Below are 26,395 nucleotides of genomic sequence, written 5' to 3'. Positions count from 1 at the left end.
CGCCTCCATGACCCACGACCACGACCTCGTGCTCCGGCCCACCGCGGCCCAGACGGAGGCGGCTCTGAACCCGCCGAAGGGCCGCAACGGCGGCGACCTCGTCGTGGAGACCCTCACCGGCCTCGGCGCCACGACGGTCTTCGGCCTCCCCGGCCAGCATGCCCTCGGCATGTTCGACGCCCTCCGCCGCTCCGACCTCCGCTACGTCGGCCTCCGCGTCGAGAACAACGCCGGCTTCGCCGCCGACGCGTACGGCCGGATCACCGGCGAGGCGGCACCCCTCCTCCTCTCCACCGGCCCCGGCGCCCTCATGTCGCTCGCCGCGCTCCAGGAGGCGGCCGCCGCCTCCGCCCCCGTCCTCGCCATCGGCAGCCAGGTCCCGGCGGCCGGGCTCGGCGGCGGCCGGCACGGCTACCTCCACGAGCTCCGCGACCAGCAGGCCTCCTTCCGGGACGTCGTGAAGTCCGTCCACACGGTCCGCACGCAGTCCCAGATCCCCTCCGCGATCGCCGCGGCCTGGGAATCGGCGCTCACCGCCCCGCACGGACCGGTCTGGGTGGAGATCCCGCAGGACGTGCTCCTCGCCGAGACCACCCTGCCGGTGGTCACCGCCATGGACGCGACGCCCGAGGAGGTCGTCCCGCGCCCCGAGCTGACGGCGGTCGCCGCGCACCTCCTGGAGAACGCCGAGCGGCCCGCGATCATCGCGGGCGGCGGGGTCGTCCGCTCCGACGCCTCCGGCAAGCTCCTCGCGCTCGCGGAGAAGCTCGACGTCCCCGTCGTCACCACCTTCGGCGGCAAGGGCGCCTTCCCGTGGGAGCACCCGCTGTCGCTCCAGTCCTGGCTGGAGGACCGGCACACCACGGACTTCCTGGAGGACGCCGACGTCCTCCTCGTCGTCGGCTCGGGCCTCGGCGAGCTGTCCTCGAACTACCACACCTTCGCCCCGCGCGGCCGGGTGATCCAGATCGAGGCCGACGCGGGCAAGCTGGAGTCCAACCACCCGGCGCTCGGCATCCACGCGGACGCCCGCCTCGCGCTCCAGGCACTCCTGGAGACGGTCGGGGAGCGCACGGACCCGGCCGCCCCCGCGCGGGTCTCGGCCGTCCTCGGCAAGGTCCGGGACCGGATCGCCGCGCAGGACCTCGGCCTGGAGCAGCGGATCGTCGCGGCGGTGCGGGAGGCGCTCCCGGACCGGGCTCCGAGCTTCTGGGACATGACGATCCTGGCGTACTGGGCGTGGTCGGCCTTCGACGCGCGGCACCCGAACACGATGCACTCCGCCCAGGGCGCGGGCGGCCTCGGCTACGGCTTCCCCGCCGCCCTCGGCGCGGCCGCCGCCGACCCGTCGCAGCCGGTCCTCGCGGTCTCCGGCGACGGCGGCGCGATGTACTCGATCGCGGAGCTGGCGACGGCGAAGCAGTACGGCCTCGACGTGACCTGGCTGATCGTCGACGACGGCGGCTACGGGATCCTGCGGGAGTACATGACGGGCGCGTTCGGCGAGGCCACGGCCACCGAGCTCACCCGCCCGGACTTCGTCGCCCTGTCCGAGTCCTTCGGCGTCCCCGCCGCCCTGACGACGCCGGAGACCCTGGCGACGGACCTCGCGAAGGCCCTCGCCACCCCGGGCCCGTCGGTGGTGGTCCTCCCGGCCCTGCTGAGGATGTTCGAGCCGACGCACCTGTGACGGGCGCGGCCGCCCGGCCCGGCCGTGGGGCCGGGCGACCCTCCCGGTCGCGGGGCCGGGCGACCCTCTCGGTCGCGGGACCCGAGCGACCCCTGTCCGGCCCGCCGTGCGGCCGGGCGGGGGTCGCCCGCTCGTCCGCCGCTCAGTCGACGAGCCCCTCCCAGGCCTTCCGGTACTCGGCGAGCTGCGCCTCGTACCCCTGGCGGAAGTGCTCCGCCTCCGCCAGGGTGAGGTTCCCGCGGCTCATGGCTCCCGGGGGTATCAGCCGCGCCACGTCGGCGAAGGCGTCCGACGCCGCCTCGGCGACGGCCCCGCCCCGCTCCCGGGCGGCCAGCACGTCGAGGCCCGTCGTCCGCAGGTAGCCCTCGAAGACCGCCCGGGGCCTGCCCGTCGTGTCCTTCAGATCCCGGGCCGTCGCCGGGGCCACCCGGCCGGTCGACGCGAACCCCCGAACCGCCCGCAGCCCCGCGTACAGCCGCCCCCACCGGTACGGCCTGCCGTCCTCGACCTTCCCCACGGACCTCCCCTTCCCCTCCGTCCACGGCACCGCCCGTCCGGCGGTCCGGGGACTCCCTACCCGCTCCGGCGGGAATTGTTGCGGCGGGATGAAATCGCACGTCGGCCGTGTTGGGCCTTCCGGTAGAGCAGGACGAACAGGAGGCCCTCGTGGCGGTCGGGGAGAAACAGCGGGGCTGGGCGCGCAGGCTGGCCGGGTACGCGTGGCGGTACAAGGCGAACACGTTGCTCGCCCTGGGATCCTCCCTGGCGGGCATGGCCCTGCTCGCCCTCGTGCCGCTCATCACCAAGGTGATCATCGACGACGTCATCGGGGCGAAGACCCGGAGCCTCGGCGTCTGGACGGGGCTGCTCATCGGCGCCGCCGTCCTCGTCTACCTCCTCACCTACGTCCGCCGCTACTACGGCGGACGCCTCGCCCTCGACGTCCAGCACGACCTGCGGACCGACATGTACGGCACGGTCACCCGGCTCGACGGGCGGCGGCAGGACGAGCTGTCCACCGGGCAGGTCGTCGGGCGGGCCACCAGCGACCTCCAGCTGATCCAGGGCCTCCTCTTCATGCTCCCGATGACCATCGGGAACGTCCTGCTGTTCCTCATCTCGCTGGCCGTCATGGCCTGGCTGTCGATCCCGCTCACCCTCGTCGCGCTCGCCGTGGCCCCCGCCCTCTGGTGGATCGCCAAGCGCAGCCGCACCCGCCTCCACCCCGCCACCTGGCACGCCCAGCAGCAGGCCGCCCTGGTCGCCGGTGTCGTCGACGGGGCCGTGACCGGCGTCCGGGTCGTGAAGGGCTTCGGCCAGGAGGAGCAGGAGACCGGCAAGATCCGCGAGGCCGGACGGAAGCTGTTCGCGGGGCGCCTGCGGACCATCCGGCTGAACTCGAAGTACACGCCCGCCCTCCAGGCCGTCCCGGCCCTCGGCCAGGTCGCGGTCCTCGCGCTCGGCGGCTGGCTCGCCTACCGGCACCAGATCACCCTCGGCACCTTCGTCGCCTTCTCCTCCTACCTGGCCTCCCTCGTCGGCCCGGTCCGCATGCTCGCCATGGTCCTCACCGTCGGCCAGCAGGCCCGCGCCGGCGTCGAGCGGGTCTACGACCTCATCGACACCGAACCGGTGATCAAGGACGGGACCAAGGAGCTCCCGGCGGACGCGCCCGCGACCGTCGAGTTCGACGACGTCTCCTTCGCGTACGAAGACGGGCGCCCGGTGCTGAACGGCTTCTCCCTGGAGATCCGGCCCGGCGAGACCGTCGCCGTCGTCGGCGCCTCCGGCTCCGGCAAGTCGACCGTCTCGCTCCTCCTGCCCCGCTTCTACGACGTCACCCACGGCGCCGTCCTCGTCGGCGGCCACGACGTCCGCGAGCTCACCCTCGACTCGCTGCGCGCCGCCGTCGGCCTGGTCCCCGAGGACTCCTTCCTCTTCTCCGACACGGTCGCCGCCAACATCGCGTACGGCGTCCCCGACGCCACCCGCGAGCAGATCGAGACCGCCGCCCGCGCCGCCCAGGCGGACCGTTTCATCGCCGAGCTCCCGGACGGGTACGACACCAAGGTCGGCGAGCACGGCCTCACCCTCTCCGGCGGCCAGCGCCAGCGCGTCGCCCTCGCCCGCGCGATCCTCACCGACCCCCGGCTCCTCCTCCTCGACGACGCCACCTCCGCCGTCGACGCCAAGGTCGAGCACGAGATCCACGAGGCCCTGAAGTCGGTGATGGCGGGCCGCACGACCCTGCTCATCGCCCACCGCCGCTCCACCCTCGGCCTCGCCGACCGCATCGCCGTCCTCGACGGGGGCCGCCTCGCCGACATCGGCACCCACGCCGAGCTGGAGGAGCGCTCCCCGCTCTTCCGCCGCCTCCTCACCGACCCCGAGGAGCTCGGCGCCGTCTCGCCCGGCCACCTCGTGCCGCAGGAGGAGCTCCCCGAGGACCGCACGCTGCGGGCCGAGCTGGACGCCGAGTTCGACGCCGAGCGGGGCATCACCCCGACCCTGTGGGTACGGGACGAGACCACCGGCCGCGAGAGCCCCGCGCCCGGGGCGACCCCCGAGCTGCTCGCCGCCGTCGAGGCCCTGCCGCCCGCCACCGACACCCCCGACATCGACGAGGCCCGGGCCGTGGCGCCCGAGGACGCGTACGGACTGCGCCGTCTCCTGCGCGGCTTCGGCGTCCCGCTGCTCATCAGCCTCGGCCTGGTCGCCCTCGACGCGGGCGCGGGCCTGCTCCTCCCGGTCCTGATCCGGCACGGCATCGACGAGGGCGTGAACCGGCTCGCGATCGGCGCCGTCTGGGCGGCCTCCGCGCTCGCCCTGGTCACCGTCCTCGTGCAGTGGGTCGCGCAGACCGCCGAGACCCGGATGACCGGCCGCACCGGCGAGCGGGTCCTGTACGCGCTGCGCCTGAAGATCTTCGCCCAGCTCCAGCGGCTCGGCCTCGACTACTACGAGCGCGAGCTCACCGGCCGGATCATGACCCGGATGACCACGGACGTCGACGCCCTGTCGACGTTCCTGCAGACGGGCCTGGTCACCGCCTTCGTCTCGGTCGTCACCTTCTTCGGGATCATGGTCGCGCTGCTCGTGCTCGACCTCCAGCTCGCCCTGGTCGTCTTCGCGACCCTGCCGGTCCTCGCCGTCGCCACGTACTACTTCCGCCGCTCCAGCGTGAAGGCGTACGAGCTGGCGCGCGAGCGGATCAGCGTCGTCAACGCCGACCTCCAGGAGTCGGTCTCCGGCCTGCGGATCGTGCAGGCCTTCCGCCGCGAGCGCTCGGGCGCGGCCCGGTTCGCGGAGCGCAGCGACGCGTACCGCGAGGCGCGCGTCCGGGGCCAGTGGCTGATCTCGGTCTACTTCCCGTTCGTGACCCTGCTGTCCTCGGTCGCGGCCGCCGCCGTCATGATCGTCGGCGCGAACCGCATCGAGGCCGGCACCCTCACCACCGGCGCCCTCGTCGCCTACCTCCTCTACATCGACCTCTTCTTCGCCCCCGTGCAGCAGCTCTCGCAGGTCTTCGACGGCTACCAGCAGGCCGCCGTCTCGCTGAAGCGGATGCAGGAGCTCCTCCAGGAGCCGACGTCGACGGCCGCCGCCGACGCGCCCCTGGACGTGCTCTCGCTGCGCGGCGAGATCGCCTTCGAGCACGTGTCCTTCGCGTACGGGTCCGGCGACGGGGAGGAAGAGGCCCTCACCGACATCAACCTCCACATCCCCGCCGGGCAGACCGTCGCCTTCGTCGGCGAGACCGGCGCCGGCAAGTCCACGCTGGTCAAGCTGGTCGCCCGGTTCTACGACCCGACGAGCGGCCGGGTCACCGCCGACGGCACCGACCTGCGGGACCTCGACCTCACCGCGTACCGCCACCGGCTCGGCGTCGTCCCCCAGGAGGCGTACCTCTTCGCCGGGACGATCCGCGACGCCATCGCGTACGGCCGCCCCGAGGCGACCGACGCCGAGGTCGAGGCGGCGGCCCGCGCGGTCGGCGCGCACGACATGATCGCCACGCTCGACGGCGGATACCTCCACGAGGTCGCCGAGCGCGGCCGGAACCTCTCCGCCGGGCAGCGCCAGCTGATCGCCCTGGCCCGCGCCGAACTCGTCGACCCGGACGTCCTGCTCCTGGACGAGGCCACGGCGGCCCTGGACCTGGCGACCGAGGCCCAGGTCAACCAGGCCACCGACCGGCTCGCGGGCCGCCGCACGACGCTCGTCGTCGCCCACCGGCTGACGACGGCCGCCCGCGCCGACCGCGTGGTCGTCATGGACCACGGCCGGGTCGCGGAGGACGGCACCCACGACGAGCTCCTCGCGCTGGGCGGCCGGTACGCGACGCTGTGGAACACCTTCGTCGGCGAGGCGGAGGAGACGGAGCGGGAGCGGGTCTGAGCCGGACCGGGCGGACCGGGCGGCGGGTCTGAGCCGGACCGGGCGGCCCCGGCGGCGGGTCTGAGTACGGGGGTCCGCCGGGTGAGTATCCCGGCGGATCCCCCCGCCCCGTCCCGGGGGCTTGGATCGGGGCATGAGCCACGACACCCCCGCCTCCCCCGTGGACAGCCGACGGCTGCGGAGGCTGTCCCTGATCTGGGCGGCCCTCCTCGTCCCGACGACCGTGTTCGCCGGTCTCCTCGCCCTCACCGCCGAGAACGCGGGCAGATGCATCACGTACGGGGAGAGCTGCGGCTCCACCCCCGGCTACCCGTACGCCGTGAGCCTGGCGGTGGCGGCCGTGGCCTTCGTGACCGCCCAGGCCGCGTCGCGTCCCACGGTCGCCCGGACCGCGTTCCGGGTGCAGTTCGGCGCGGAGGCCGTCTTCGCGACGCTGGTCATGACGACCTTCGGATGACCGGGACAGCCGGAGGCAACCATTCCGGGGCGCCGTGCGTCGTACGGCCGTACGACGACTCGCCCAGGGAGGGGAACGCATGACCACGGACCGGTCCGAAGGGCACCGCCGCCCCGCACCAGCCCGCGTCCTCGCCCGTGTGCTCGTCCCGCTCCTCGCCGCCCTCGCGCTGCTCCTCCTCCCCGGACCCGGCCCCGGCGGCGGGAGCGCCGACGCCGCCGCCGTCTGCCACGGCCGGCCCACCCGGACGATCGCCTTCGCCACCGGGGAACTGCGCCTCTACCGGACCCGCCAGTACGTCTGCGCCGTCACCGTCGCCAAGCGCCCCGGACCCCGCCGCCCGATGGTCGTCTCGCTCCAGCCGCGCGGCGCCCGCCCCGTCGTCCGGGCCGGACGCTTCGACCGGCAGGTGGGCCCCCTGACCGTCCACGCCCTCAACCGCTGCGTCAAGGCGACCGGTTCGGTGGCGGGCCGGGGCACGGCGACGGGCTGGATCCTGTGCTGATGTACAGGAAAGTCCAAGAGTAAGGATCAACTGGGTCTGGCGGTCCGCACGTTGCCCCCGCTAGGTTCGCGACACCGTTGTGAACCAAGGGGAGGGTGAATGCGCAAGTCGCTGAGATGGGCGCTGTCGCTTTCGGTGCTCATAGGCACCGTCGGATCGACCGGGGTGGCCACCGCCGCGGACCCGGAGACCGGCAGCGCGACCGTCGTCGACTCGCAGAGCACGAGCACCGACATCAAGGACCGCATCCTGGCGATCCCCGGGATGAGCCTGATCGAGGAGAAGCCGTACGCGGGCTACCGCTACTTCGTCCTCAACTACGAACAGCCGATCGACCACAAGCGCCCGTGGGCGGGCACGTTCCAGCAGCGGATCTCGATCCTCCACAAGGACACGAGCCGCCCCACCGTCTTCCGCACCAGCGGCTACGGGCTGTCCACCACGCCGAGCCGGACCGAGCCGACGCGGATCGTCGACGGCAACCAGGTCTCCATGGAGTACCGCTTCTTCACGCCGTCCCGCCCGCAGCCGGCCGACTGGTCGAAGCTCGACATCTGGCAGGCGGCCAGCGACCAGCACCGCATCTACACGGCGCTGAAGTCGATCTACGGCCAGAAGTGGCTGTCCACCGGCGCCTCCAAGGGCGGCATGACCGCCACGTACTACGAGCGCTTCTACCCGCGCGACATGGACGGCGTCGTCGCCTACGTGGCCCCGAACGACGTGGTCAACAAGGAGGACTCGGCCTACGACCGGTTCTTCGAGACCGTCGGCACCAAGGACTGCCGCGACCGCCTGAACGCCATGCAGCGCGAGGCGCTCGTCCGGCGCGAGCCGCTGGAGAAGAAGTACAAGGCCTGGGCCGAGTCCGAGGGCGCCACCTTCAACACGGTCGGCTCGCTCGACAAGGCGTACGAGGCCGTCGTCCTCGACTTCGTGTGGGGCTTCTGGCAGTACTACGGCCAGGACGTCTGCGACCAGATCCCGGACGCGGCGACCGCGAGCGACGACACCGTCTACGAGACGATCGACGCCTACTCCGGCTGGTCCGCCTACACCGACCAGGGCCTGGAGTACTACACGCCGTACTACTACCAGGCGGCCACCGAGCTCGGCTCGCCCACCATCAAGCAGCCGCACCTGAACGGCCTGAGCCGCTACGGCTACCAGCCGGCCAGCAGCTTCGTGCCGAGCTCGATCCCCATGAAGTTCAAGCCGCAGGTCATGCGGGACGTCGACGACTGGGTCCGCAAGAACGCGAACCACATGCTCTTCGTCTACGGCGGCAACGACCCGTGGGGCTCGGAGAAGTTCCGCCTCGGCAAGGGCGCGCGCGACTCCTTCGTCTACGTGGCGCCGGGCATGAACCACGGCGCGAACGTCGCCGGGCTCGTCCCCGCCGAGCGCGAGAACGCCACCGCCCGCATCCTGGCGTGGGCCGGGGTCCCCGCGTCGGCGGTCCAGGCGGGGCAGCCGCTGGCGCGGTTCGACGCGCGCATCGACACGGTGGTCGACGAGGACGCGACCAGGGAACACGGCCTGCGCCCGTGACCCCACGGGGCGCGCCTCAAGCGGGCGCGCCCCCAACCTTTTCCCCCCGCAGGCGGCACCCGCAACGGGGCGGCTCCCCCCCGCTGCGAGCTGCGCCCGCGGGGCGGTGCCCACCCTCGCACCCCGTTGCGGGCTGCGCCCGCGGGGCGGTGCCCGCCCCTCGCGCCCCTGTTGTGGGCTGCGCCCGCCGGGGCAGTGCCCCGCCGTTGTGGGCAGTCGTTCCGCTGGGGCGGAACGGGTGGGCACAACGGACCCGCGCCCTGCCGGCGCCAGAGGCTGACGCGCCTGGACCCGCACCCCGTGTGCACCACCGCTGTCGGTGCGGGTCCAGGCGCGGAACGCGGAGGCGCCGCTTAAGGGCGCCGTCCCGTGTGCCCACCCGTCCCGCCCCAGCGGGACGATTGCCCACACGGGGGTGGGCGGGGGCACCGCCCCGCCGGGCGCGGGCCCACACGGGCAGGGGGCGACGCCCCGCAGGGCGCGCCCGCACGGGCAGGGGTGCCGACCCGGCGGGCGTGGGCCCGCGCGGGTGGGGTGCCCCGGGCGCGGGTCCATACGGCGGGGCACCGCCCGGGCGGCGCGCACGCACGGGGCACCGCCCGGGCGGCGCGCACGCACGGGGCACCGCCCGGGCGGCTCAGCGGGTGTACGACAAGCCGTGGCCCACCGGGTACAGCACTCGCGTCGGGTCCTCCGCGTGCTGGATCGGGACCGGCAGGCGGCCGACGGGGCGGGCCCGGCCGGCCAGGACGCGTGCGGCGGCCCGGAGTTCGACGTCCGTCCAGGAGTAGGTCGCGAGAGCGGCCCGCTGCCCCCCGAGGCGCGCCACGTCGTACGGGTTCCGGATCGCGACCGTCACCACCGGCACCCCCGTCGCGACGAGCCGCGAGACGAGCGTCCGCTGCGGACTGGTGGCCGACACGTTGTACGTGCCGACGAGCACCACGTCCTTGCCGGCCGCCGCCGCCACCGCCTCCTCGATCTTCGCCGCCGTCGGCGTGATCCCGGTCGACAGGGCGGTGGCCGTGAAGCCCAGTTCCGACAGCGCCGTCGCGAGCGTGGTCGTCGGCGGGCCCGTCGTCCCCGACGGCGACGCCGGGTCGGCGCCGACGACGAGGACCGAACGGTGGGTGGCCGGGCTCAGCGGCAGGAAGCCGTCCTCGTTGAGGAGGAGGGTGGTCGTCGCCTCGGCGATCCGGTCGGCGTGGGCGAGGTGCTCCTCGCTGCCGACGACCCGTTCGACGCCCGCCCGGATCGCGTACGCCTGCCGGAAGAGTCCGAGCTTCGCCTTGAGCCGCAGGATCCGCAGGATCGATTCGTCGAGCCGTGCCTCCGTCAGTTCGCCGCCCTTGACGGCCTGGAGGACCGCGTTCCAGGCGACGTCGAGCTTCGGCGGGTTGAGCAGCTGGTCGACCCCCGCCTTCAGGGCGAGGACCGGGACGCGCTCGTCGCCGTACTTGGTGCGGACGCCCTCCATGCCGAGGGAGTCGGTGACGACCACGCCGTCGTAGCCGAACTGTTCGCGCAGGATGCCGGTGAGGATGGGCCGGGACAGGGTCGCCGGGTCCTCGCTGGGGTCGAGCGCGGGGACCACGATGTGCGCGGTCATGATCGAGTCGATGCCGGCGTCGATCGCCGACCGGAACGGCGGCGCGTCGAGCGCCGCCCACTGCTCCCGGGTGTGGGTGATCGTCGGCAGGCCGTAGTGGCTGTCGACGGCGGTGTCGCCGTGGCCGGGGAAGTGCTTGGAGGTGGCCGCGACCCCGGCCCGCTGGTATCCCTTGACCTGCGCGGCGACGAGTCCGGCGACCGCCTGCGGGTCGGAGCCGAAGGAGCGGACGCCGATGACGGGGTTGGCCGGGTTGACGTTCACGTCGGCGACGGGGGCGTAGTTCTGCCGGATGCCGACGGCGGCGAGCTCCTCGCCCGCGATCTGCGCGGCCTTGCGGGCGTCCGCGTGCGAGCCGCCGGCGCCGAGGGCCATCGCGCCGGGCAGCAGGGTGGCCGGCTTGCCGACCCGGCAGACGATGCCGTGCTCCTGGTCGGTGGAGATGAGCACCGGGATCGGGGTGGGCTGGGCGAGTGCGGCCTGCTGGATGCCGTTGGAGAGGTCCGCGATCTGCTGCGGGGCGCGGGTGTTGTGGGCCCAGGTGAAGTAGATGATCCCGCCGACGTGGTAGCGCTGGACCAGTTCGGCGGCGGTGCGGACGCCGATCTCGGCGAGGTTGGCGTCGATGTCGGCCTGGTCGGGGGCGGTGGCGGAGTGGCCGTAGACCCGCATCACGAAGAGCTGGCCGACCTTCTCCTCCAGCGACATCCGGTCGATGATCCGCCGGAGCGCGCGGTCGTTCGTCTCCGACTCGGAGGCGGAGGTGGGGGAGGAGGTCGCGGAGGCGGTGGGGGCGAGGGCGCCGGTGACGGCCGCCGCGGCGGCTGCGGCGGTCACCGTGAGGAGGGTGCGTCGGGAGGGGGCGGGGGCGCGGTGGTGCACTGATGCTCCTTCCGGCCGTGCAAGGTTGAAGGAAACTTCCAAGGTGTCACGGATAGCCCGAAAGTAACTGCCAGGTCAAGGATCCGCGCAGGAATCCCCGCACGGGAATCCCCGCACGGGGCTCACCCGGCCGACGCGATCGAGGGCCAGAGCTCCTGGAGCGTACGGACCGTCTCCCGGATCGCCGGGCGCCGCGCCGCACCCGTCCGCCACATGGCGTGCAGCCGGCGCGTCGGCGTCGGGTCGAGCCGCACCGGCGTCACCTCCGGCGGCAGCGCGCCCCGTCCCAGGCGCGGGACCAGGGCGATCCCCAGGCCGGCCGCCACCAGGGCCACCTGCGTGTGGTTCTCCTCCGCCTGATGGACGATCAGCGGTTCGTACCCGGTCGCCCGCAGCGTCCGCGTGAGCCAGTCGTGGCAGACCGTCCCCGGCGGCTGCGAGATCCACCGCTCCGCCGCCAGCTCCTCCCGGCGCACCGACTCCCGCGCCGCCAGGGGATGGTCCCGGTGGACGAGGATGTCGCACAGGTCGTCGCCGATGACCACCTGCTCGACGCCCGGCGGCGTCGGCAGCGGCGCGATGTCCCAGTCGTGCGCCACCGCCAGGTCGATCACGCCCCGCGCCACCAGGTCGATCGAGAGGTGCGGGTCCACCTCCGAGAGGCGGGCGTCGAGCTCGGGGTGGAGCCGGGCCAGCTCGGCCAGCACCCGGGGCATCAGTCCGCGCGCCGCGCTCGCGAAGCAGGCGATCGTGAGCCGCCCGGCGGGCCGGCCCCGCCGCTCTTCGAGCCGTACCTCCGCCTCCTCGACCAGTGCCAGCAACTTCCGTGCTGTGGAAGCGAGTTGATGGGCGTCGTCGGTGAGCCGGATGCCGCGTCCGCTGCGTTCGAGCAGGGTCGTGCGGGTCTCCCGCTCCAGCTTCGCGATCTGCTGGGAGACCGCGGAGGGGGTGTAGCCGAGGGCGGTGGCGGCGGCGCCGACGCTGCCGTGGACGGCGACGGCGTGCAGGGCGCGAAGACGGCCGAGATCCAGCACGGGCAGCTCCTGGGCGGGAAGGGGCGAGGGGGTGGGGCGCATGCGGTCGATGTAGCAACGCTTCATCTCACCATGAAGGAATCCGTGCTGGTGCTACACGGTCGGCGGCGGCCATGCTCGACCGCATGCACCCCGCACGCACCGCCCCGGCCGGTTCCGGCCCGGGCCGACTCGCCCCTGCCCACATCACCCTCGCCGCCCTGGTCGCCGCCGTCTGGGGGGTCAACTTCGTCGTCATCGAGATCGGCCTCGACCACTTCCCGCCGCTGCTCTTCTCCGCCCTCCGCTTCCTCGTCGCCGCCCTGCCGGCGGTCTTCCTCGTCGGCCGCCCGAAGGTCGCCTGGAAGTCGATCGTGGGCGTCGGCCTCGTGCTCGGCGTGGCCAAGTTCGGGCTCCTCTTCACCGGCATGGACCTCGGCGCCCCGGCCGGGCTCTCCTCCCTCGTCCTCCAGGTCCAGGCCGTCTTCACCGCCCTCTTCGCCTTCGCCGCCCTCGGCGAACGCCCCGGGCGCCGCAAGCTCGTCGGCATGGCCGTCGCCCTCGCCGGCATCGGCGTCGCCGCCGTCGACGAGGGCGCGGCGGGTTCCGTGACCGGCTTCGCCCTGGTGATCGCCGCGGCGGCCTGCTGGGGCGTCTCCAACGTCCTCACCCGCAAGGCCGCCCCGCCCGACGCGCTCAACTTCATGGTCTGGGTCAGCACCGTGCCCGTCCTGCCGCTCCTCGCCCTCTCCCTCCTCCTGGAGGGGCCCGAGCGCGACCTCGCGGCCCTGCGCGGGCTCGACTGGACCGGCGTCGGCGTCATCGTCTACGTCGCCTGGATCACGACCGTCTTCGGCTTCGGCGCCTGGGGATGGCTCCTCCGTCGCCACCCCGCCTCCTCCGTCGCCCCCTTCTCCCTCCTCGTCCCCGTCTTCGGCATGTCCTCGGCCGCGCTGTTCCTGGGGGAGGGTGTGAGCCCCCTCCGCTGGTGCGCGGCCGCGCTGCTCGTGGGGGGCGTGGCGCTGACGTCCTTCGCGCCGCGGCGGGGCGCGGGAGGGGGCACGGGCCGGAAACCCGTGGCGTCCGACGGGCCCGCGGCCGTATCGTTCCCGCGTCCCGCCCGCGAGGGAAGGCCCGTATGACCTTCGAGAACGTCACCGTCGACAGCGCCGGGCCCGCCCCCGGCGCCGTCCTGCTGGCGGGCATCCCCGGCAGCGGGAAGAGCACCGTCGCGGCAGCCCTCGCGGCCCGTTTCGCCCGGGCCGCGCACATCGAGGTCGACCGCCTCCAGGAGCTGATCGTCCGTGGCGGCCACTGGCCGAGTCCGGACGGCGACCCGGAGGCGGACCGGCAGATCCTGCTGCGCGCCCGCAACGGCTGCCTCCTCGCGGACAGCTTCGCCGCGGCGGGCTTCCTGCCGGTCCTCGACGACGTGGTCGTGCGCCGCTCCCACCTGGACTTCTACCGCGCCCACGCTCGGGCGGTCCCGTTCCGGACGGTGATCCTGGCCCCCGGCCCGGACAAGGCCTGGGAGCGCAACAACGCCCGTCACAAGAAGCTGACCACGAACTGGGCGTTCCTGGACGAGGCCATGCGCGCCGAACTCTCCGGCGAGGGCGTCTGGATCGACAACGCGGAGCAGACGGTCGAGGAGACGGTCGACGCGGTCCTCGCGGCGACGGGCCTCACCGCCGACGCCTGAGTCGACGCCGATGACTGAGGCGAAGTCGAAGCCGAACCCGATGCCGAACCCGAAGCCGATGCCGAAGCCCCGGACCCAGGCCTACGCCGACGCGAAGTCGAACGGCTCGGCCGGCTCGTAGCGGTCGCTGACGTCCCCCACGAGCCCCTCCACCGAGAGGTCGAGCCGCGCCGCCCGTTCGAAGTCGAGCGCGTCGAGCCGGGTCCAGACGACGTCGGGGGAGTACGAGGACTCGAAGGCGTACACCCGGTTCGTCAGGTCCGTGAGGGTGCGCCAGATGGTGGCCGAGATGTTCGGCCGGGCCGGGTCCGGAGTGCCGAACGGCTGGGCGGCGTTCCGCATGACGCGCGTGCGCATGCCCGTCAGGCCGATCGGGAGGAACCCTCCCGAAGGGGTACGGTGCGTTCAGCCTTCGGCGCGCGGGAAGCCGTCGGTCTTCACGACGATCTCGCGCCCTTCGAGGGGCAGGACGAGGTCCTCGCCGAAGGGGATGCTCTCCTGCTCCGCGTAGACGCCGGTGCGGGCGGGCCTGCTGTGGAGGGTGCAGACGTTCTCGGACGGGTCGATGATCACGTAGAGCGGGATCGCGCACTCCGCGTACATCCGGAGCTTCTTCTCGAAGTCGTTGTCCCGTGTGCTGAGCGAGATGATCTCCAGTACGGCCTCCAGGCTGTGCCACTCGAAGCGGCCGCGCCTGTTCCGCTCGGAGCCCGGGGCGATGATGGCCAGGTCAGGGGCGTAGCCGTAAAGGCTCGACGGGAAGTCGATCATGACGTCGGACAGCACCTTGCCATGGCCCGCGAGCTGCTTCTTGATCTGAGGGGCAGCCTCGATGAGAACGTCGGACTGGTCCTCGCCCTGGGGCGTCATGATGATCTTTCCGTCCGTGATCTCTACGCGGTAGCCGTTGGGCAGAGAGACGCCGTCCAGGACGTCCCAGGCACTGGAAAGGTCCATCAGTATGGCCGTCATGCGATCCTCCGTGTGGCGCTCGTCACCACGATAGCGGCCGCTCACCCCCGAGGCGCCCCCGTCGACCCCCGCACCACCAGCTCCCCCGGCACCGTCTCCTCGCCCCCCGCCGGGGGCTCCTCCGCGCCCATCGCCAGGCGGCCGGCCCGGACGCCCGCCTCGTGGAGCGGGAGGCGGACCGTCGTGAGGGCGGGGACCGCGTCCACCGAGAACGGGAGGTCGTCGAAGCCCGCGACCGACACGTCCCCGGGGACGGAGAGCCCCCGCTCCCGCAGGGCCGCGCAGACGCCCAGCGCCACCGTGTCGTTGGCCGCGACGACGGCCGTGAGGTGCGGGTCGCGGGCGAGGAGCTCGGCCGCGGCCCCGTGGCCGGAGGCGCGGTCGTACGGCCCGTGGACCGTCGGCCCCTCGGGGACGCCCGCCGCCGCGAGGGCCTCCCGGTGGCCCTCCAGGCGGTGCCGGGTGGTGGTGCGGTCGGCCGGGCCCGCCACGTAACCGATCCGCCGGTGCCCGAGGCCGAGCAGGTGCTCGGTGAGGCGGCGCGCGCCGGCGCGGTTGTCGAAGACGAGCGCCGCCGCGCTCGCGTCCCCCGGCACCGGCGGCCGCCCGCACAGCACGACCCGGGTCCCCGCCTCCGCCAGCTTCGTCAGCTTGCCGGCCGTCGCCGCGAGGTGCCCGGGGTCCTCCAGGGAGCCGCCCATGAGGATCACGGCCGCGGCCCGCTGCCGCTGGAGCAGGGTGAGGTAGGTCAGCTCGCGCTCGGGGGAGCCGCCGGTGTTGCAGACGACGGCGAGCTTCTCGCCCCCGCCGCGCCCCGTGGCGCTCTCCCCGATCGCGCTCTGCGCCGCGCTCGCCATGATCCCGAAGAAGGGGTCGGCGATGTCGTTGACGAGGACGCCGACCAGGTCGGAGGTGGCGGCGGCGAGGGCGCTCGCGGGGCCGTTGAGGACGTAGTCGAGCTCGTCCACGGCCTTCAGCACCCGCTCCCGGGTCGACGCGGCGACCGGGTAGTTGCCGTTCAGGACGCGGGAGACGGTGGCGGGGGAGACCCGTGCGCGGGCGGCCACGTCCGCCAGGGTGACGGTCATCGTGTGCGTACCTCCAGGGCCCTTGTCGGCGGCGATGTCGGCAGGCTAGCGTCACCCCCGATGGAAAGCGCTTTCTATCCAGGGGTCCGGCTCCACCCGCGGATTCGGACGGACCGAGGGCGCGGAGCACCGCGGAGAGGAACCTTTCGTGACACGCAGGACAGTCCGCATCGCCATGAACGGCGTCACCGGCCGCATGGGACACCGCCAGCACCTCGTCCGCTCGATCCTCGCCCTGCGCGACCAGGGCGGCCTCGACCTCGGCAACGGCGAGACCCTCTGGCCCGAGCCCGTCCTCGTCGGCCGCCGCGAGCACGCCCTGCGCGCCCTCGCCGAGCGCCACGGCCTCACCGAGTGGTCCACCGACCTCGACGCCGTCCTCGCCGACGGGACGATCGACGTCTACTTCGACGCCCAGGTCACCTCCGCCCGCGTCGACGCCCTCACCCGGGCCATCGCCGCCGGCAAGCACGTCTACACCGAGAAGCCCACCGCCACCGACCTCGCCGGCGCCCTCGAACTCGCCCGCCTGGCCCGGGAGAAGGGCGTCAAGCACGGCGTCGTCCAGGACAAGCTGTTCCTCCCCGGCCTCCTCAAGCTCAAGCGGCTCGTCGACGGCGGCTTCTTCGGCGAGATCCTGTCCGTGCGCGGCGAGTTCGGCTACTGGGTCTTCGAGGGCGACTGGCAGGACGCCCAGCGCCCCAGCTGGAACTACCGCGCGGAGGACGGCGGCGGCATCGTCGTCGACATGTTCCCGCACTGGGAGTACGTGCTCCACGAGCTGTTCGGCCGGGTCACCTCCGTCACCGCCCAGGTCGCCACCCACGTCCCGCGGCGCTGGGACGAGCAGGGCAAGCCGTACGCCGCCACCGCCGACGACGCCGCGTACGGCATCTTCCAGCTGGAGGGCGGCGCCGTCGCCCAGATCAACTCCTCCTGGGCGGTCCGCGTCCACCGCGACGAACTCGTCGAGTTCCAGGTCGACGGCACCCACGGCTCCGCCGTCGCGGGCCTGCGCGACTGCCGCGTCCAGCACCGGAGCCTGACCCCCAAGCCGGTCTGGAACCCCGACGTCCCCGCCACCCACTCCTTCCGCGACCAGTGGCAGGAGGTCCCCGACAACGCCGAGTTCGACAACGGCTTCAAGGCCCAGTGGGAGCTGTTCCTCCGGCACGTCGTCCTCGACGAGCCCTACCGCTGGGACCTCCTCGCCGGCGCCCGCGGCGTCCAGCTCGCCGAACTGGGCCTGAGGTCCGCCGCCGAGGGCCGCCGCCTGGAGGTCCCGGAGGTGACGCTGTGACGCTCCGCCTGCCGCTCCCGGACGGCTCCACGCGCGCGTACACCCCCCGTGCCGAACCGCTCGCGCTCTCCGCGACCGGCCCCCTGACCTCCCGTACGGTCTTCTCCGCCGCGCACGTCGTCGCCGACCCGTACGCCGACACCACCCCCGACTCCCCGGCCGCCGTCGACTGGGACGCCACCCTCGCCTTCCGCCGCCACCTCTGGTCCCACGGCCTCGGGGTCGCCGAGGCCATGGACACCGCCCAGCGCGGGATGGGCCTCGACTGGGCGGGCGCGGCCGAGCTGATCCGCCGGTCCGCCGCCGAGGCCCGGGCGGTCGGCGGCCGGATCGCCTGCGGCGCCGGCACCGACCAGATCGCGGGCGGCACGCTCGCGGAGGTCCGCGCGGCCTACGAGGAACAGCTCGCGGTCGTCGAGGAGTCGGGCGCGCAGGCCGTCCTCATGGCCTCCCGCGCCCTCGCCGCAGCCGCGACCGGCCCCGAGGACTACCTCGACCTCTACGGCCACCTCCTCCGCCAGGCGGGCGAGCCGGTGATCCTGCACTGGCTGGGCCCGATGTTCGACCCGGAGCTCGACGGCTACTGGGGATCGGCCGACCTGGACGCGGCCACCGAGACCTTCCTCGACGTGATCGCCGCCCACCCCGACAAGGTCGACGGCATCAAGGTCTCGCTCCTCGACGCCCGGCGCGAGGTCGGGCTGCGCCGCCGCCTCCCCGGGGGCGTCCGCTGCTACACGGGCGACGACTTCCACTACCCGGAGCTGATCGCGGGCGACGAGCAGGGCTTCAGCCACGCCCTCCTCGGCGTCTTCGACCCGCTGGGCCCGCTGGCGGCCGAGGCGGTCCGGATCCTCGACACCGGCGACGCCGACGGCTTCCGCAAGGTCCTCGACCCCACCGTCGCCCTCTCCCGGCACCTCTTCCGGGCCCCCACCCGCTTCTACAAGACGGGCGTGGTGTTCCTGGCCTGGCTGGCCGGCCACCAGGAGCACTTCACGATGGTCGGCGGCCTGCAGTCCGCCCGCTCGCTCCCGCACCTGGCCCGCGCCTACGAACTCGCCGACGGCCTCGGCCTGTTCCCGGACCCGGCCCGCGCCGAGTCCCGGATGCGCTCGCTCCTCACCGTGTACGGAGTCCCGCAGTGAACCCCGACCGCTTCTCCCTCAACCAGATGACGGTGAGGCAGCTGGCCCTCCCCGACCTCGTGCGGGAGTGCGTCCGGCTTGGCGTCCCCGGCGTGGGCCTGTGGCGCGAACCGGTCCGGGAGTACGGAGTGGAGGCCGCGGCCGCCCTCGTGCGGGACGCGGGGCTCGCCGTCACCACCCTCTGCCGGGGCGGCTTCTTCACCTCGGACGGCTGGGAGGCGGAGAACCGCGCGGCGATCGACGAGGCCGTCGCCCTCGGCACCGACACCCTCGTCCTGGTCTCCGGCGGCCTCACCCCCGCCTTCCCCGACCTGCCCGCCGCCCGCGCCCGCATCACGGAGGCGATCGGCGCGCTCGCCCCGTACGCGGGGGAGCGGGGCGTCCGCCTGGCGATCGAGCCCCTGCACCCGATGTACGCCTCGGACCGGTGCGCGGTGTCGACGCTGGACCAGGCCCTGGAGATCGCGGAGCACTTCCCCGCCTCCCAGGTCGGCGTCACGGTCGACACGTACCACCTCTGGTGGGACGACCGGGCCCCGGCGGCGGTGGAACGCGCGGGCGCGGCGGGCCGCGTCCACTCCTTCCAGCTCGCCGACTGGACCACCCCGCTCCCGGCGGGCGTCCTCAACGGCCGGGGCCAGCTGGGCACGGGGGCGATCGACCTCGCCGCCTGGGCGGACCTCGTCGAGAAGGCCGGCTACACGGGCCCGGTCGAGGTGGAGCTCTTCAACGACGCCCTGTGGGCGAGGGACGGCGCGGAGGTCCTGGAGGAGACGCTGGAGGCGTTCCTGGCGGTGTGACGCGCCACGGGCCGGCGCGGGCGGCCTCCGGAAAGCCCCGGACCGGACGGCGCTCCGCCCCACCGACGTGGGGGGCGGAGCGCCGGGCGGCCGGACTCCGGGAACACCGGCCGGGCTTCGGACGGATCGGATCAACAGGGGCGGATGTGGTACACCGGCGTCCACGAGGCCGTGCCGCTCTGCGGGGCCCTGCTGGTCCAGCGGAGGCTGCCGTCGTTGTTGTAGAACCTCGCGACGGTGCCCGAGGTCTGGTTGTTGTTGAAGTACCCGTCGCCGACACCGGAGAAGTCGTAGTAGCCGCAGTAGTAGTAGTCCCAGCGGCTGCCGTTGCCGTCCTGGATGCACAGGTGCCCGTAGCTGCAGCTGATGGCGGTGGCGTCGGCGGTGCCGGGGGTGGAGAAGGTGACCGATCCGCCGGGCATGGTCGCCTTGCCCTCGCCGAGCTGGCGCTCGCCGGGGTGGCTCGCCAGGTAGGCGTCGACCTTCCGCTGGAGGCCGTCCGCCCGGTCGGCCGCGGGCGCGGCCGACGCGGTGCCCGCCAGCAGTTGGCCGGCGGTCAGCACCACGGCCGCGCCCGTCATGGCCAGGCTCTTGATCCACTTCATGCCCTTGTTTCCCCTCGCGTTGGTGACGTCGGCGGCCCGGTCGTGACCGCCGCCCGAAGGCACGCTCATCGTTCCGGCAGCGGGGGGCGCCTTGAAGGGAGAATCAGGACAGGTGGGTGGCAAGCGCAGCTATCTTGACGAAGGCGCCCATACGCGCTTTCCGGGGATCAGCAGCACATTCACGCGGTGGTCGCCACGGCACGGGGGACGATCAAGCGCGCCATGTGGCGAATCAACGCCATCCCGGGGGGCGGCGGCGGTCACCCGCCCTGGGGGCACACGTCCTGCTGCTCGACCTCCTTGGGCACGCGGGCGACCGTGGTGAAGCCGTCGTCCCCGTCCGGGACGGGGAGGACGTTCCCGCGCCCCACGATGTCCGACCCCTTCGCTACCGTCGAGGCATGTCCAACGAGGGTCGCGGGCCGGCAGTGGTCGAAGGTGTCCTGGAGCGGATCACCTACGCCAACGAGGAGAGCGGGTACACGGTCGCCCGGGTCGACACCGGGCGGGGCGCCGGGGACCTGCTCACGGTCGTCGGGGCGCTGCTCGGCGCGCAGCCGGGGGAGTCGCTGCGGATGGAGGGCCGCTGGGGGTCGCATCCGCAGTACGGCAAGCAGTTCACCGTCGACAACTACACGACCGTCCTGCCGGCCACGATCCAGGGCATCCGGCGCTATCTCGGCTCCGGGCTGATCAAGGGCATCGGCCCGGTCTTCGCCGACCGCATCACGCAGCACTTCGGGCTCGACACCCTCGACATCCTCGAAGAGGCCCCCGCCCGCCTGATCGAGGTCCCCGGTCTCGGGCCCAAGCGGACCAAGAACATCACGGCGGCCTGGGAGGAGCAGAAGGCGATCAAGGAGGTGATGGTCTTCCTCCAGGGCGTCGGCGTCTCGACCTCCATCGCCGTGCGGATCTACAAGAAGTACGGGGACGCGTCGATCTCGGTCGTGAGGAACCAGCCCTACCGCCTGGCCGCCGACGTGTGGGGCATCGGGTTCCTCACCGCCGACAGGATCGCCCAGGCCGTCGGCATCCCGCACGACAGCCCCGAGCGGGTGAAGGCCGGCCTGCAGTACGCGCTGTCGCAGTCCAGCGACCAGGGGCACTGCTTCCTCCCCGAGGAGCGGCTGATCGCGGACGCCGTGAAGCTGCTGCAGGTCGACACCGGGCTCGTCATCGAGTGCCTCGGCGAGCTCGCCGAGGATCCCGAGGGGGTCGTGCGGGAGGTCGTGCCCGGCCCCGAGGGGACGCCCGTCACGGCCGTGTACCTGATCCCCTTCCACCGGGCCGAGCTGTCCCTGGCCGGTCAGCTCCGGCGGCTCCTGCGGACCGAGGAGGACCGGATGCCGGCCTTCCGGGACGTGGCCTGGGACAAGGCGCTGGCCTGGCTCGCCGACCGGACGGGGGCGTCGCTGGCGCCCGAGCAGGAGGAGGCCGTGCGGCTCGCCCTCACCCGCAAGGTCGCCGTGCTCACCGGCGGCCCCGGCTGCGGGAAGTCCTTCACGGTCCGCTCGATCGTGGAGCTGGCCCGGGCCAAGAAGGCCAAGGTCGTGCTCGCCGCCCCCACCGGGCGGGCCGCCAAGCGGCTCGCCGAGCTGACCGGCGCCGAGGCCTCCACGGTGCACCGGCTCCTGGAGCTGAAGCCGGGCGGGGACGCGGCCTACGACCGGGACCGGCCGCTCGACGCCGATCTGGTCGTCGTCGACGAGGCCTCCATGCTCGACCTGCTCCTGGCGAACAAGCTGGTCAAGGCCGTGGCGCCGGGCGCCCATCTGCTGCTGGTGGGGGACGTCGACCAGCTGCCGTCGGTCGGAGCGGGCGAGGTCCTCGGCGATCTGCTCTCCCCGGGCAGCCCCGTGCCGGCGGTGCGGCTGACCCGGATCTTCCGGCAGGCCCAGCAGTCCGGGGTGGTGGTCAACGCGCACCGGATCAACTCCGGCACCCCGCCGCAGACCCAGGGCCTGCCGGACTTCTTCCTCTTCGCGGAGGAGGAGACGGAGGACGCCGCCCGGGTCGCCGTGGACGTCGCGGCCCGGCGCATTCCGGCCAAGTTCGGCCTGGACCCGCGCCGGGACGTCCAGGTCCTCGCCCCCATGCACCGGGGCCCGGCGGGCGCGGGCTCGCTGAACGGGCTGCTCCAGCAGGCGATCACCCCGGCCCGCCCGGACCTGCCGGAGAAGCGGTTCGGCGGCCGGGTCTTCCGGGTCGGTGACAAGGTGACCCAGATTCGGAACAACTATGAGAAGGGGGCCAACGGGGTCTTCAACGGTACGGTCGGCGTCGTCACGGCTCTGGACACCGTGGAGCAGCGGCTGACCGTGCGGACGGACGAGGACGAGGAGGTGCCGTACGACTTCGACGAGCTGGACGAGCTCGCCCACGCGTACGCGGTCACCATCCACCGCTCGCAGGGCAGCGAGTATCCGGCGGTGGTGATCCCGGTCACCATGAGCGCCTGGATGATGCTCCAGCGGAACCTGCTCTACACGGCCGTGACCCGGGCCCGGAAGCTGGTCGTCCTGGTCGGCTCCCGGCGGGCGATCGCCCAGGCGGTCCGTACGGTCTCGGCGGGCAGGCGCTTTACCGCACTCGCCCATCGGCTCACAGGGGACGCCCTCGTGTGAAAGATCACGGAGGGCTACCGGAACCGGGGCGAAGGGGGCAGGATATGAAGGTTGGCGGCACTGAGTGCCGCCGAATGGCCCAATGAGCGACCCCGAGTGCACTCTCCTGAGCCAAATGGGGGATGGTAGAGACAGTCAGGGCACCTCGAAGAAGAGGCACTACGTCGGTGAGGGATGACGTGAGCGACAACTCTGTAGTACTGCGGTACGCGGACGGTGAATACACCTACCCGGTGGTCGAGAGCACCGTCGGCGACAAGGGCTTCGACATCGGCAAACTCCGAGCCCAGACCGGACTGGTCACCCTGGACAGCGGATACGGCAACACCGCCGCCTATAAATCCGCCATCACCTACCTCGACGGTGAGCAGGGCATTCTGCGGTACCGCGGCTACCCCATCGAGCAGCTGGCCGAGCGCTCCACCTTCCTTGAGGTGGCGTACCTGCTGATCAACGGTGAGCTGCCCAAGGTCGACGAGCTGTCGACCTTCAAGAACGAGATCACGCAGCACACGCTGGTCCACGAGGACGTCAAGAACTTCTTCCGCGGCTTCCCGCGGGACGCCCACCCGATGGCGATGCTGTCCTCGGTGGTCTCCGCGCTGTCCACCTTCTACCAGGACAGCCACAACCCGTTCGACGAGCAGCAGCGTCACCTCTCCACGATCCGGCTGCTCGCCAAGCTTCCGACGATCGCGGCGTACGCGTACAAGAAGTCGATCGGCCACCCGTTCGTCTACCCGCGCAACGACCTCGGCTACGTCGAGAACTTCCTGCGCATGACCTTCTCGGTCCCCGCGCAGGAGTACGACCTCGACCCGGTCGTCGTCTCCGCGCTCGACAAGCTGCTGATCCTGCACGCGGACCACGAGCAGAACTGCTCGACGTCCACCGTGCGCCTGGTCGGCTCCTCGCAGGCGAACATGTTCGCCTCGATCTCCGCCGGCATCTCGGCCCTGTGGGGTCCGCTGCACGGCGGCGCCAACCAGTCGGTCCTGGAGATGCTGGAAGGCATCCAGGCCAACGGCGGCGACGTCGACTCCTTCATCCGCAAGGTGAAGAACAAGGAGGACGGCGTCCGCCTGATGGGCTTCGGCCACCGGGTGTACAAGTCCTTCGACCCGCGCGCCAAGATCATCAAGGCGGCGGCGCACGATGTCCTCTCGGCCCTCGGCAAGTCCGACGAGCTGCTCGACATCGCGCTCAAGCTGGAGGAGCACGCGCTCTCCGACGAGTACTTCGTCTCGCGCAACCTCTACCCGAACGTGGACTTCTACACGGGCCTCATCTACCGCGCGATGGGCTTCCCGACCGAGATGTTCACCGTGCTCTTCGCGCTCGGCCGCCTTCCCGGCTGGATCGCCCAGTGGCACGAGATGATCAAGGAGCCGGGCTCCCGCATCGGCCGCCCGCGCCAGATCTACACGGGCGAGGTCCTCCGCGACTTCGTCCCGGTCGAGGCCCGCTGACGCTCGGCTGACGCGCCCGGAGGCGAACCGGGCCCCGAAGCAAGCGAAAAGCGCCCCGCCGCCGATCCCCCCACGGGTCGGCGAGCGGGGCGCTTTCCATATCCCGGTGCGGATTCCCCCCACGGGATCCGGGCCGGGCGTCCTCCGCGCGGTCTGCCGGGGTACGTACGGGAGGGCCGCTCAAAGCTCCCCGGTGCACGTGCCCCGGCCGCGCTTGCCTGGGACGTCCCCCAAGACATCCCATGAACGTCCCCCAAGACGTTCTTGGCATCGCCCACTTAGACTCGCGAACAGCCCAGATGGTTACCCCCCAATATCTGTGATCTAGGTCTCCTTGTGAAGGTCCTGTGCGATACACGTGGGTGAATTCACGTGAACCGCCGCAGACGAAGGCTGTTGGATACGACGAAGACGGACGAAAAGGCCATGGCCAGGCCCGCGATCATCGGGTTGAGGAGACCGGCCGCCGCGAGGGGCAGCGCGGCGAGGTTGTAGCCGAAGGCCCAGCCGAGGTTCCCCCGGATCGTCGCCAGGGTCCGCCGGGCCAGCCGGATGGCGTCCGCCGCGACCCGCAGGTCGCCCCGGACCAGCGTCAGGTCGCCCGCCTCGATGGCCGCGTCGGTGCCCGTCCCCATCGCGAGCCCGAGGTCGGCGACGGCGAGCGCGGCGGCGTCGTTCACCCCGTCGCCCACCATCGCGACCGTACGGCCCTCGGCCCGGAGCCGCCGGACCACCTCGGCCTTCTCCTCGGGCAGCACCTCCGCGATCACCTCGTCGATGCCGACCTCGGCCGCCACCGCCTCCGCGACCGCCCGGTGGTCCCCGGTGAGCAGCACCGTCCGCAGCCCCAGGGCCCGCAGCCGGGCGACCGCCTCGGCGCTGGTGTCCTTGACGGTGTCGGCGACGGTGAGGGTGCCCCGGGCCACCCCGTCCCAGGCGACGTGGACGGCGCCGGGCTCGGTCGTGGCGGGCGCCTCGACGCCCTCGGCCTCCAGCAGGGCGGCGCGCCCGACGAGGACGAGCCGGCCGTCGACGGAGCCGCGCACGCCGAGGCCGGGCACGTTCTCGAAGGTCTTCGGGGCGGGCAGCTCCCCGCAGCGTTCGGCGGCGCCGGCCGCGACGGCGCGGGCGACGGGGTGCTCGGAGGAGTGCTCCAGGGCGCCCGCGAGGCGCAGCAGCTCGGTCTCGTCGGCGGAGTCGGTGCCGTACCGCCCGCCGTGCACGTGGACGCCGGTCAGCCGCATGCGGCCGGTGGTGACCGTCCCGGTCTTGTCGAGGACGACGGTGTCGACGCGGCGGGTGGACTCCAGGACCTCGGGGCCCTTGATGAGGATGCCGAGCTGGGCGCCGCGCCCGGTGCCGACCATGAGGGCGGTCGGGGTGGCCAGGCCCAGGGCGCAGGGGCAGGCGATGATCAGGACGGCGACGGCGGCGGTGAAGGACGCGGTGACGTCGTCGGTCACGAGGAGCCAGGTGACGAGGGTGGCGAGGGCGACGAGGAGGACCGCCGGGACGAAGACGGCGGAGATCCGGTCGGCGAGCCGCTGCACCTCGGCCTTGCCGCTCTGGGCCTCCTCGACGAGCCGCGCGATCCGGGCGAGCCGGGTGTCGGCGCCGACCCGGGTCGCCTCGACGACGAGCCGGCCGGAGACGTTGACGCAGCCGCCGGTGACGGCGGAGCCGGGGGCGACGTCCAGGGGCAACGACTCGCCGGTGAGCAGGGAGGCGTCGACGGCGGAGGCGCCCTCGGCGACGGTGCCGTCGGTGGCGATCTTCTCCCCGGGGCGTACGACGAAGAGGTCGCCGGTGCGGAGGTCGGTGACCGGGATCCGTACCTCTCCGCCCTCGCGCAGGACCGCCACGTCCTTGGCGCCGAGCTCCATCAGGGCCCGCAGCGCGGCGCCGGCCTTCCGCTTGGCGCGGGCCTCCAGGTAGCGGCCGAGGAGGATGAAGGCGACGACGCCGGCGGCGACCTCCAGGTAGATCGCGGAGGAGGCGTGGGCGCGGTCGGCGGTGAGGTCGAAGCCGTGCCGCATGCCGGGCATGCCGGCGTCGCCGAGGAAGAGGGCCCAGAGGGACCAGCCGTAGGCGGCGAGGGTGCCGACCGAGACGAGGGTGTCCATGGTGGCGGCGCCGTGCCGGAGGTTGGCCCAGGCGGCCCGGTGGAAGGGCAGTCCGCCCCAGACGACGACGGGGGAGGCGAGGGTGAGCGAGAGCCACTGCCAGTCGTCGAACTGGAGCGAGGGGACCATGGCGAGCAGGACCACGGGCGCCGCGAGGAGCGCGGAGACGGTGAGCCGCTGTCGGAGGGAGGCGAGCTCGGGGTCCTCCGGCTCGTCCGGCTCCTCCACCGGCGGGGCGGGTTCCTCGGCGGTGTAGCCGGTCTTCACGACGGTGGCGATCAGCTCGTCGACGCCGACGTCCGGCGCGTGCTCGACGCGCGCCTTCTCTGTGGCGTAGTTGACGGTGGCGGTGACGCCGTCCATCCGGTTGAGCTTCTTCTCGACGCGGGCGGCGCAGGAGGCGCAGGTCATCCCGCCGATCGTCAGCTCGGTGACGGTGAGGCTTGGCATGTGCGG

General features: G+C 73.0%; 20 protein-coding genes. 12 read left to right on the top strand and 8 right to left on the bottom strand.

Features of this window, described 5'->3' with window-relative positions; translation table 11 throughout:
- Positions 1 to 7 precede the first annotated feature (7 nt).
- Complete coding sequence (locus ACIGW4_RS09450) at positions 8 to 1,690, top strand: thiamine pyrophosphate-binding protein (protein ID WP_398708592.1); 1,683 nt, start codon at positions 8 to 10, stop codon at positions 1,688 to 1,690.
- 142 nt (positions 1,691 to 1,832) lie between these two features.
- Here the strand turns inward: ACIGW4_RS09450 and ACIGW4_RS09445 are convergent, their stop codons facing one another.
- On the bottom strand, positions 1,833 to 2,207 hold the full coding sequence (locus ACIGW4_RS09445) for a hypothetical protein (RefSeq protein ID WP_123452543.1): 375 nt from the start codon (positions 2,205 to 2,207) through the stop codon (positions 1,833 to 1,835).
- A gap of 149 nt (positions 2,208 to 2,356) precedes the next feature.
- Here ACIGW4_RS09445 and ACIGW4_RS09440 point away from each other — a divergent pair, with 149 nt between their 5' ends.
- From ACIGW4_RS09440 to ACIGW4_RS09425, 4 genes are all read left to right on the top strand, one after another.
- The gene (locus ACIGW4_RS09440) at positions 2,357 to 6,088 is read left to right on the top strand and encodes an ABC transporter ATP-binding protein (protein WP_399579490.1); all 3,732 of its coding nucleotides are present in this window, start codon (positions 2,357 to 2,359) and stop codon (positions 6,086 to 6,088) included.
- Between the two features lie 133 nt (positions 6,089 to 6,221).
- Positions 6,222 to 6,545, top strand: a complete 324-nt coding sequence (locus tag ACIGW4_RS09435) for a hypothetical protein (RefSeq protein WP_398708596.1) — start codon at positions 6,222 to 6,224, stop codon at positions 6,543 to 6,545.
- Positions 6,546 to 6,624: 79 nt separating this feature from the next.
- Positions 6,625 to 7,050, top strand: coding sequence for a hypothetical protein (locus tag ACIGW4_RS09430; protein ID WP_123452541.1), 426 nt, complete (start codon positions 6,625 to 6,627; stop codon positions 7,048 to 7,050).
- Positions 7,051 to 7,149: 99 nt separating this feature from the next.
- Positions 7,150 to 8,601: an aminopeptidase gene (locus ACIGW4_RS09425; protein ID WP_359587478.1), complete on the top strand. Its 1,452-nt coding sequence runs from the start codon at positions 7,150 to 7,152 to the stop codon at positions 8,599 to 8,601.
- 637 nt (positions 8,602 to 9,238) lie between these two features.
- Here the strand turns inward: ACIGW4_RS09425 and ACIGW4_RS09420 are convergent.
- Positions 9,239 to 11,092, bottom strand: a complete 1,854-nt coding sequence (locus ACIGW4_RS09420) for a glycoside hydrolase family 3 protein (RefSeq protein WP_398708598.1) — start codon at positions 11,090 to 11,092, stop codon at positions 9,239 to 9,241.
- Positions 11,093 to 11,214: 122 nt separating this feature from the next.
- Entirely contained in the window at positions 11,215 to 12,126 is a 912-nt protein-coding gene (locus ACIGW4_RS09415; protein WP_359587666.1) for a LysR substrate-binding domain-containing protein, read from the bottom strand.
- Positions 12,127 to 12,251: 125 nt separating this feature from the next.
- On the opposite strand from ACIGW4_RS09415, the gene ACIGW4_RS09410 reads away from it, so the two are divergent.
- A complete protein-coding gene (locus tag ACIGW4_RS09410; RefSeq protein WP_398708599.1) occupies positions 12,252 to 13,247 on the top strand; it encodes an EamA family transporter in 996 nt (331 codons plus the stop codon).
- On the top strand, positions 13,244 to 13,807 hold the full coding sequence (locus ACIGW4_RS09405; RefSeq protein WP_399579487.1) for an AAA family ATPase: 564 nt from the start codon (positions 13,244 to 13,246) through the stop codon (positions 13,805 to 13,807). The genes ACIGW4_RS09410 and ACIGW4_RS09405 overlap by 4 nt, the downstream gene beginning before the upstream one ends.
- Positions 13,808 to 13,888: 81 nt before the next feature.
- Here the strand turns inward: ACIGW4_RS09405 and ACIGW4_RS09400 are convergent, their stop codons facing one another.
- Genes ACIGW4_RS09400 through ACIGW4_RS09390 form a run of 3 tightly spaced genes read right to left on the bottom strand, consistent with a single transcriptional unit; the run spans position 13,889 to position 15,867 of the window.
- On the bottom strand, positions 13,889 to 14,164 hold the full coding sequence (locus ACIGW4_RS09400) for a hypothetical protein (protein WP_399579485.1): 276 nt from the start codon (positions 14,162 to 14,164) through the stop codon (positions 13,889 to 13,891).
- 48 nt (positions 14,165 to 14,212) lie between these two features.
- Positions 14,213 to 14,779, bottom strand: coding sequence for a Uma2 family endonuclease (locus tag ACIGW4_RS09395; protein ID WP_399579484.1), 567 nt, complete (start codon positions 14,777 to 14,779; stop codon positions 14,213 to 14,215).
- 41 nt (positions 14,780 to 14,820) lie between these two features.
- Entirely contained in the window at positions 14,821 to 15,867 is a 1,047-nt protein-coding gene (locus ACIGW4_RS09390; RefSeq protein ID WP_399579481.1) for a LacI family DNA-binding transcriptional regulator, read from the bottom strand.
- A gap of 148 nt (positions 15,868 to 16,015) precedes the next feature.
- Between ACIGW4_RS09390 and ACIGW4_RS09385 the strand changes: the two genes are divergently transcribed.
- From ACIGW4_RS09385 to ACIGW4_RS09375, 3 genes are read left to right on the top strand one after another with little or no spacing between them, the layout of a single operon-like run.
- Complete coding sequence (locus ACIGW4_RS09385; protein ID WP_398708605.1) at positions 16,016 to 17,167, top strand: Gfo/Idh/MocA family protein; 1,152 nt, start codon at positions 16,016 to 16,018, stop codon at positions 17,165 to 17,167.
- A complete protein-coding gene (locus tag ACIGW4_RS09380; protein ID WP_399579479.1) occupies positions 17,164 to 18,315 on the top strand; it encodes a dihydrodipicolinate synthase family protein in 1,152 nt (383 codons plus the stop codon). The genes ACIGW4_RS09385 and ACIGW4_RS09380 overlap by 4 nt, the downstream gene beginning before the upstream one ends.
- Positions 18,312 to 19,115: a sugar phosphate isomerase/epimerase family protein gene (locus ACIGW4_RS09375; RefSeq protein WP_398708608.1), complete on the top strand. Its 804-nt coding sequence runs from the start codon at positions 18,312 to 18,314 to the stop codon at positions 19,113 to 19,115. The genes ACIGW4_RS09380 and ACIGW4_RS09375 overlap by 4 nt, the downstream gene beginning before the upstream one ends.
- 131 nt (positions 19,116 to 19,246) lie before the next feature.
- Here the strand turns inward: ACIGW4_RS09375 and ACIGW4_RS09370 are convergent, their stop codons facing one another.
- Complete coding sequence (locus ACIGW4_RS09370; protein ID WP_398708610.1) at positions 19,247 to 19,789, bottom strand: hypothetical protein; 543 nt, start codon at positions 19,787 to 19,789, stop codon at positions 19,247 to 19,249.
- Positions 19,790 to 20,121: 332 nt separating this feature from the next.
- Here ACIGW4_RS09370 and ACIGW4_RS09365 point away from each other — a divergent pair, with 332 nt between their 5' ends.
- A complete protein-coding gene (locus tag ACIGW4_RS09365) occupies positions 20,122 to 22,347 on the top strand; it encodes an ATP-dependent RecD-like DNA helicase (protein WP_399579476.1) in 2,226 nt (741 codons plus the stop codon).
- A 179-nt stretch (positions 22,348 to 22,526) separates the two neighbouring features.
- The gene (locus ACIGW4_RS09360) at positions 22,527 to 23,816 is read left to right on the top strand and encodes a citrate synthase (RefSeq protein ID WP_030685223.1); all 1,290 of its coding nucleotides are present in this window, start codon (positions 22,527 to 22,529) and stop codon (positions 23,814 to 23,816) included.
- Between the two features lie 368 nt (positions 23,817 to 24,184).
- Here the strand turns inward: ACIGW4_RS09360 and ACIGW4_RS09355 are convergent, their stop codons facing one another.
- Positions 24,185 to 26,389 carry a heavy metal translocating P-type ATPase gene (locus ACIGW4_RS09355; RefSeq protein WP_399579474.1) on the bottom strand — a complete coding sequence of 735 codons (2,205 nt, stop codon included), beginning with the start codon at positions 26,387 to 26,389 and terminating at the stop codon, positions 24,185 to 24,187.
- Positions 26,390 to 26,395 lie beyond the last annotated feature (6 nt).

Source organism: Streptomyces sp. NPDC053513, from assembly GCF_044544765.1.
Taxonomy (GTDB): Bacteria; Actinomycetota; Actinomycetes; order Streptomycetales; family Streptomycetaceae; genus Streptomyces; species Streptomyces litmocidini.
The sequence above is the reverse complement of the archived record's forward strand: the minus strand, read 5'-3'. Positions and strand labels throughout refer to the sequence as shown.

Excerpts from the sequence above, each read along its gene's own strand:
- ACIGW4_RS09450 (WP_398708592.1), top strand. The coding sequence starts at position 8 with ATGACCCACGACCACGACCTCGTGCTCCGGCCCACCGCGGCCCAGACG.
- ACIGW4_RS09435 (WP_398708596.1), top strand. The coding sequence starts at position 6,222 with ATGAGCCACGACACCCCCGCCTCCCCCGTGGACAGCCGACGGCTGCGG.
- ACIGW4_RS09430 (WP_123452541.1), top strand. The coding sequence starts at position 6,625 with ATGACCACGGACCGGTCCGAAGGGCACCGCCGCCCCGCACCAGCCCGC.
- ACIGW4_RS09425 (WP_359587478.1), top strand. The coding sequence starts at position 7,150 with ATGCGCAAGTCGCTGAGATGGGCGCTGTCGCTTTCGGTGCTCATAGGC.
- ACIGW4_RS09410 (WP_398708599.1), top strand. The coding sequence starts at position 12,252 with ATGCACCCCGCACGCACCGCCCCGGCCGGTTCCGGCCCGGGCCGACTC.
- ACIGW4_RS09405 (WP_399579487.1), top strand. The coding sequence starts at position 13,244 with ATGACCTTCGAGAACGTCACCGTCGACAGCGCCGGGCCCGCCCCCGGC.
- ACIGW4_RS09400 (WP_399579485.1), bottom strand. The coding sequence starts at position 14,164 with ATGCGCACGCGCGTCATGCGGAACGCCGCCCAGCCGTTCGGCACTCCG.
- ACIGW4_RS09395 (WP_399579484.1), bottom strand. The coding sequence starts at position 14,779 with ATGACGGCCATACTGATGGACCTTTCCAGTGCCTGGGACGTCCTGGAC.
- ACIGW4_RS09390 (WP_399579481.1), bottom strand. The coding sequence starts at position 15,867 with ATGACCGTCACCCTGGCGGACGTGGCCGCCCGCGCACGGGTCTCCCCC.
- ACIGW4_RS09370 (WP_398708610.1), bottom strand. The coding sequence starts at position 19,789 with ATGAGCGTGCCTTCGGGCGGCGGTCACGACCGGGCCGCCGACGTCACC.
- ACIGW4_RS09365 (WP_399579476.1), top strand. The coding sequence starts at position 20,122 with ATGTCCAACGAGGGTCGCGGGCCGGCAGTGGTCGAAGGTGTCCTGGAG.
- ACIGW4_RS09355 (WP_399579474.1), bottom strand. The coding sequence starts at position 26,389 with ATGCCAAGCCTCACCGTCACCGAGCTGACGATCGGCGGGATGACCTGC.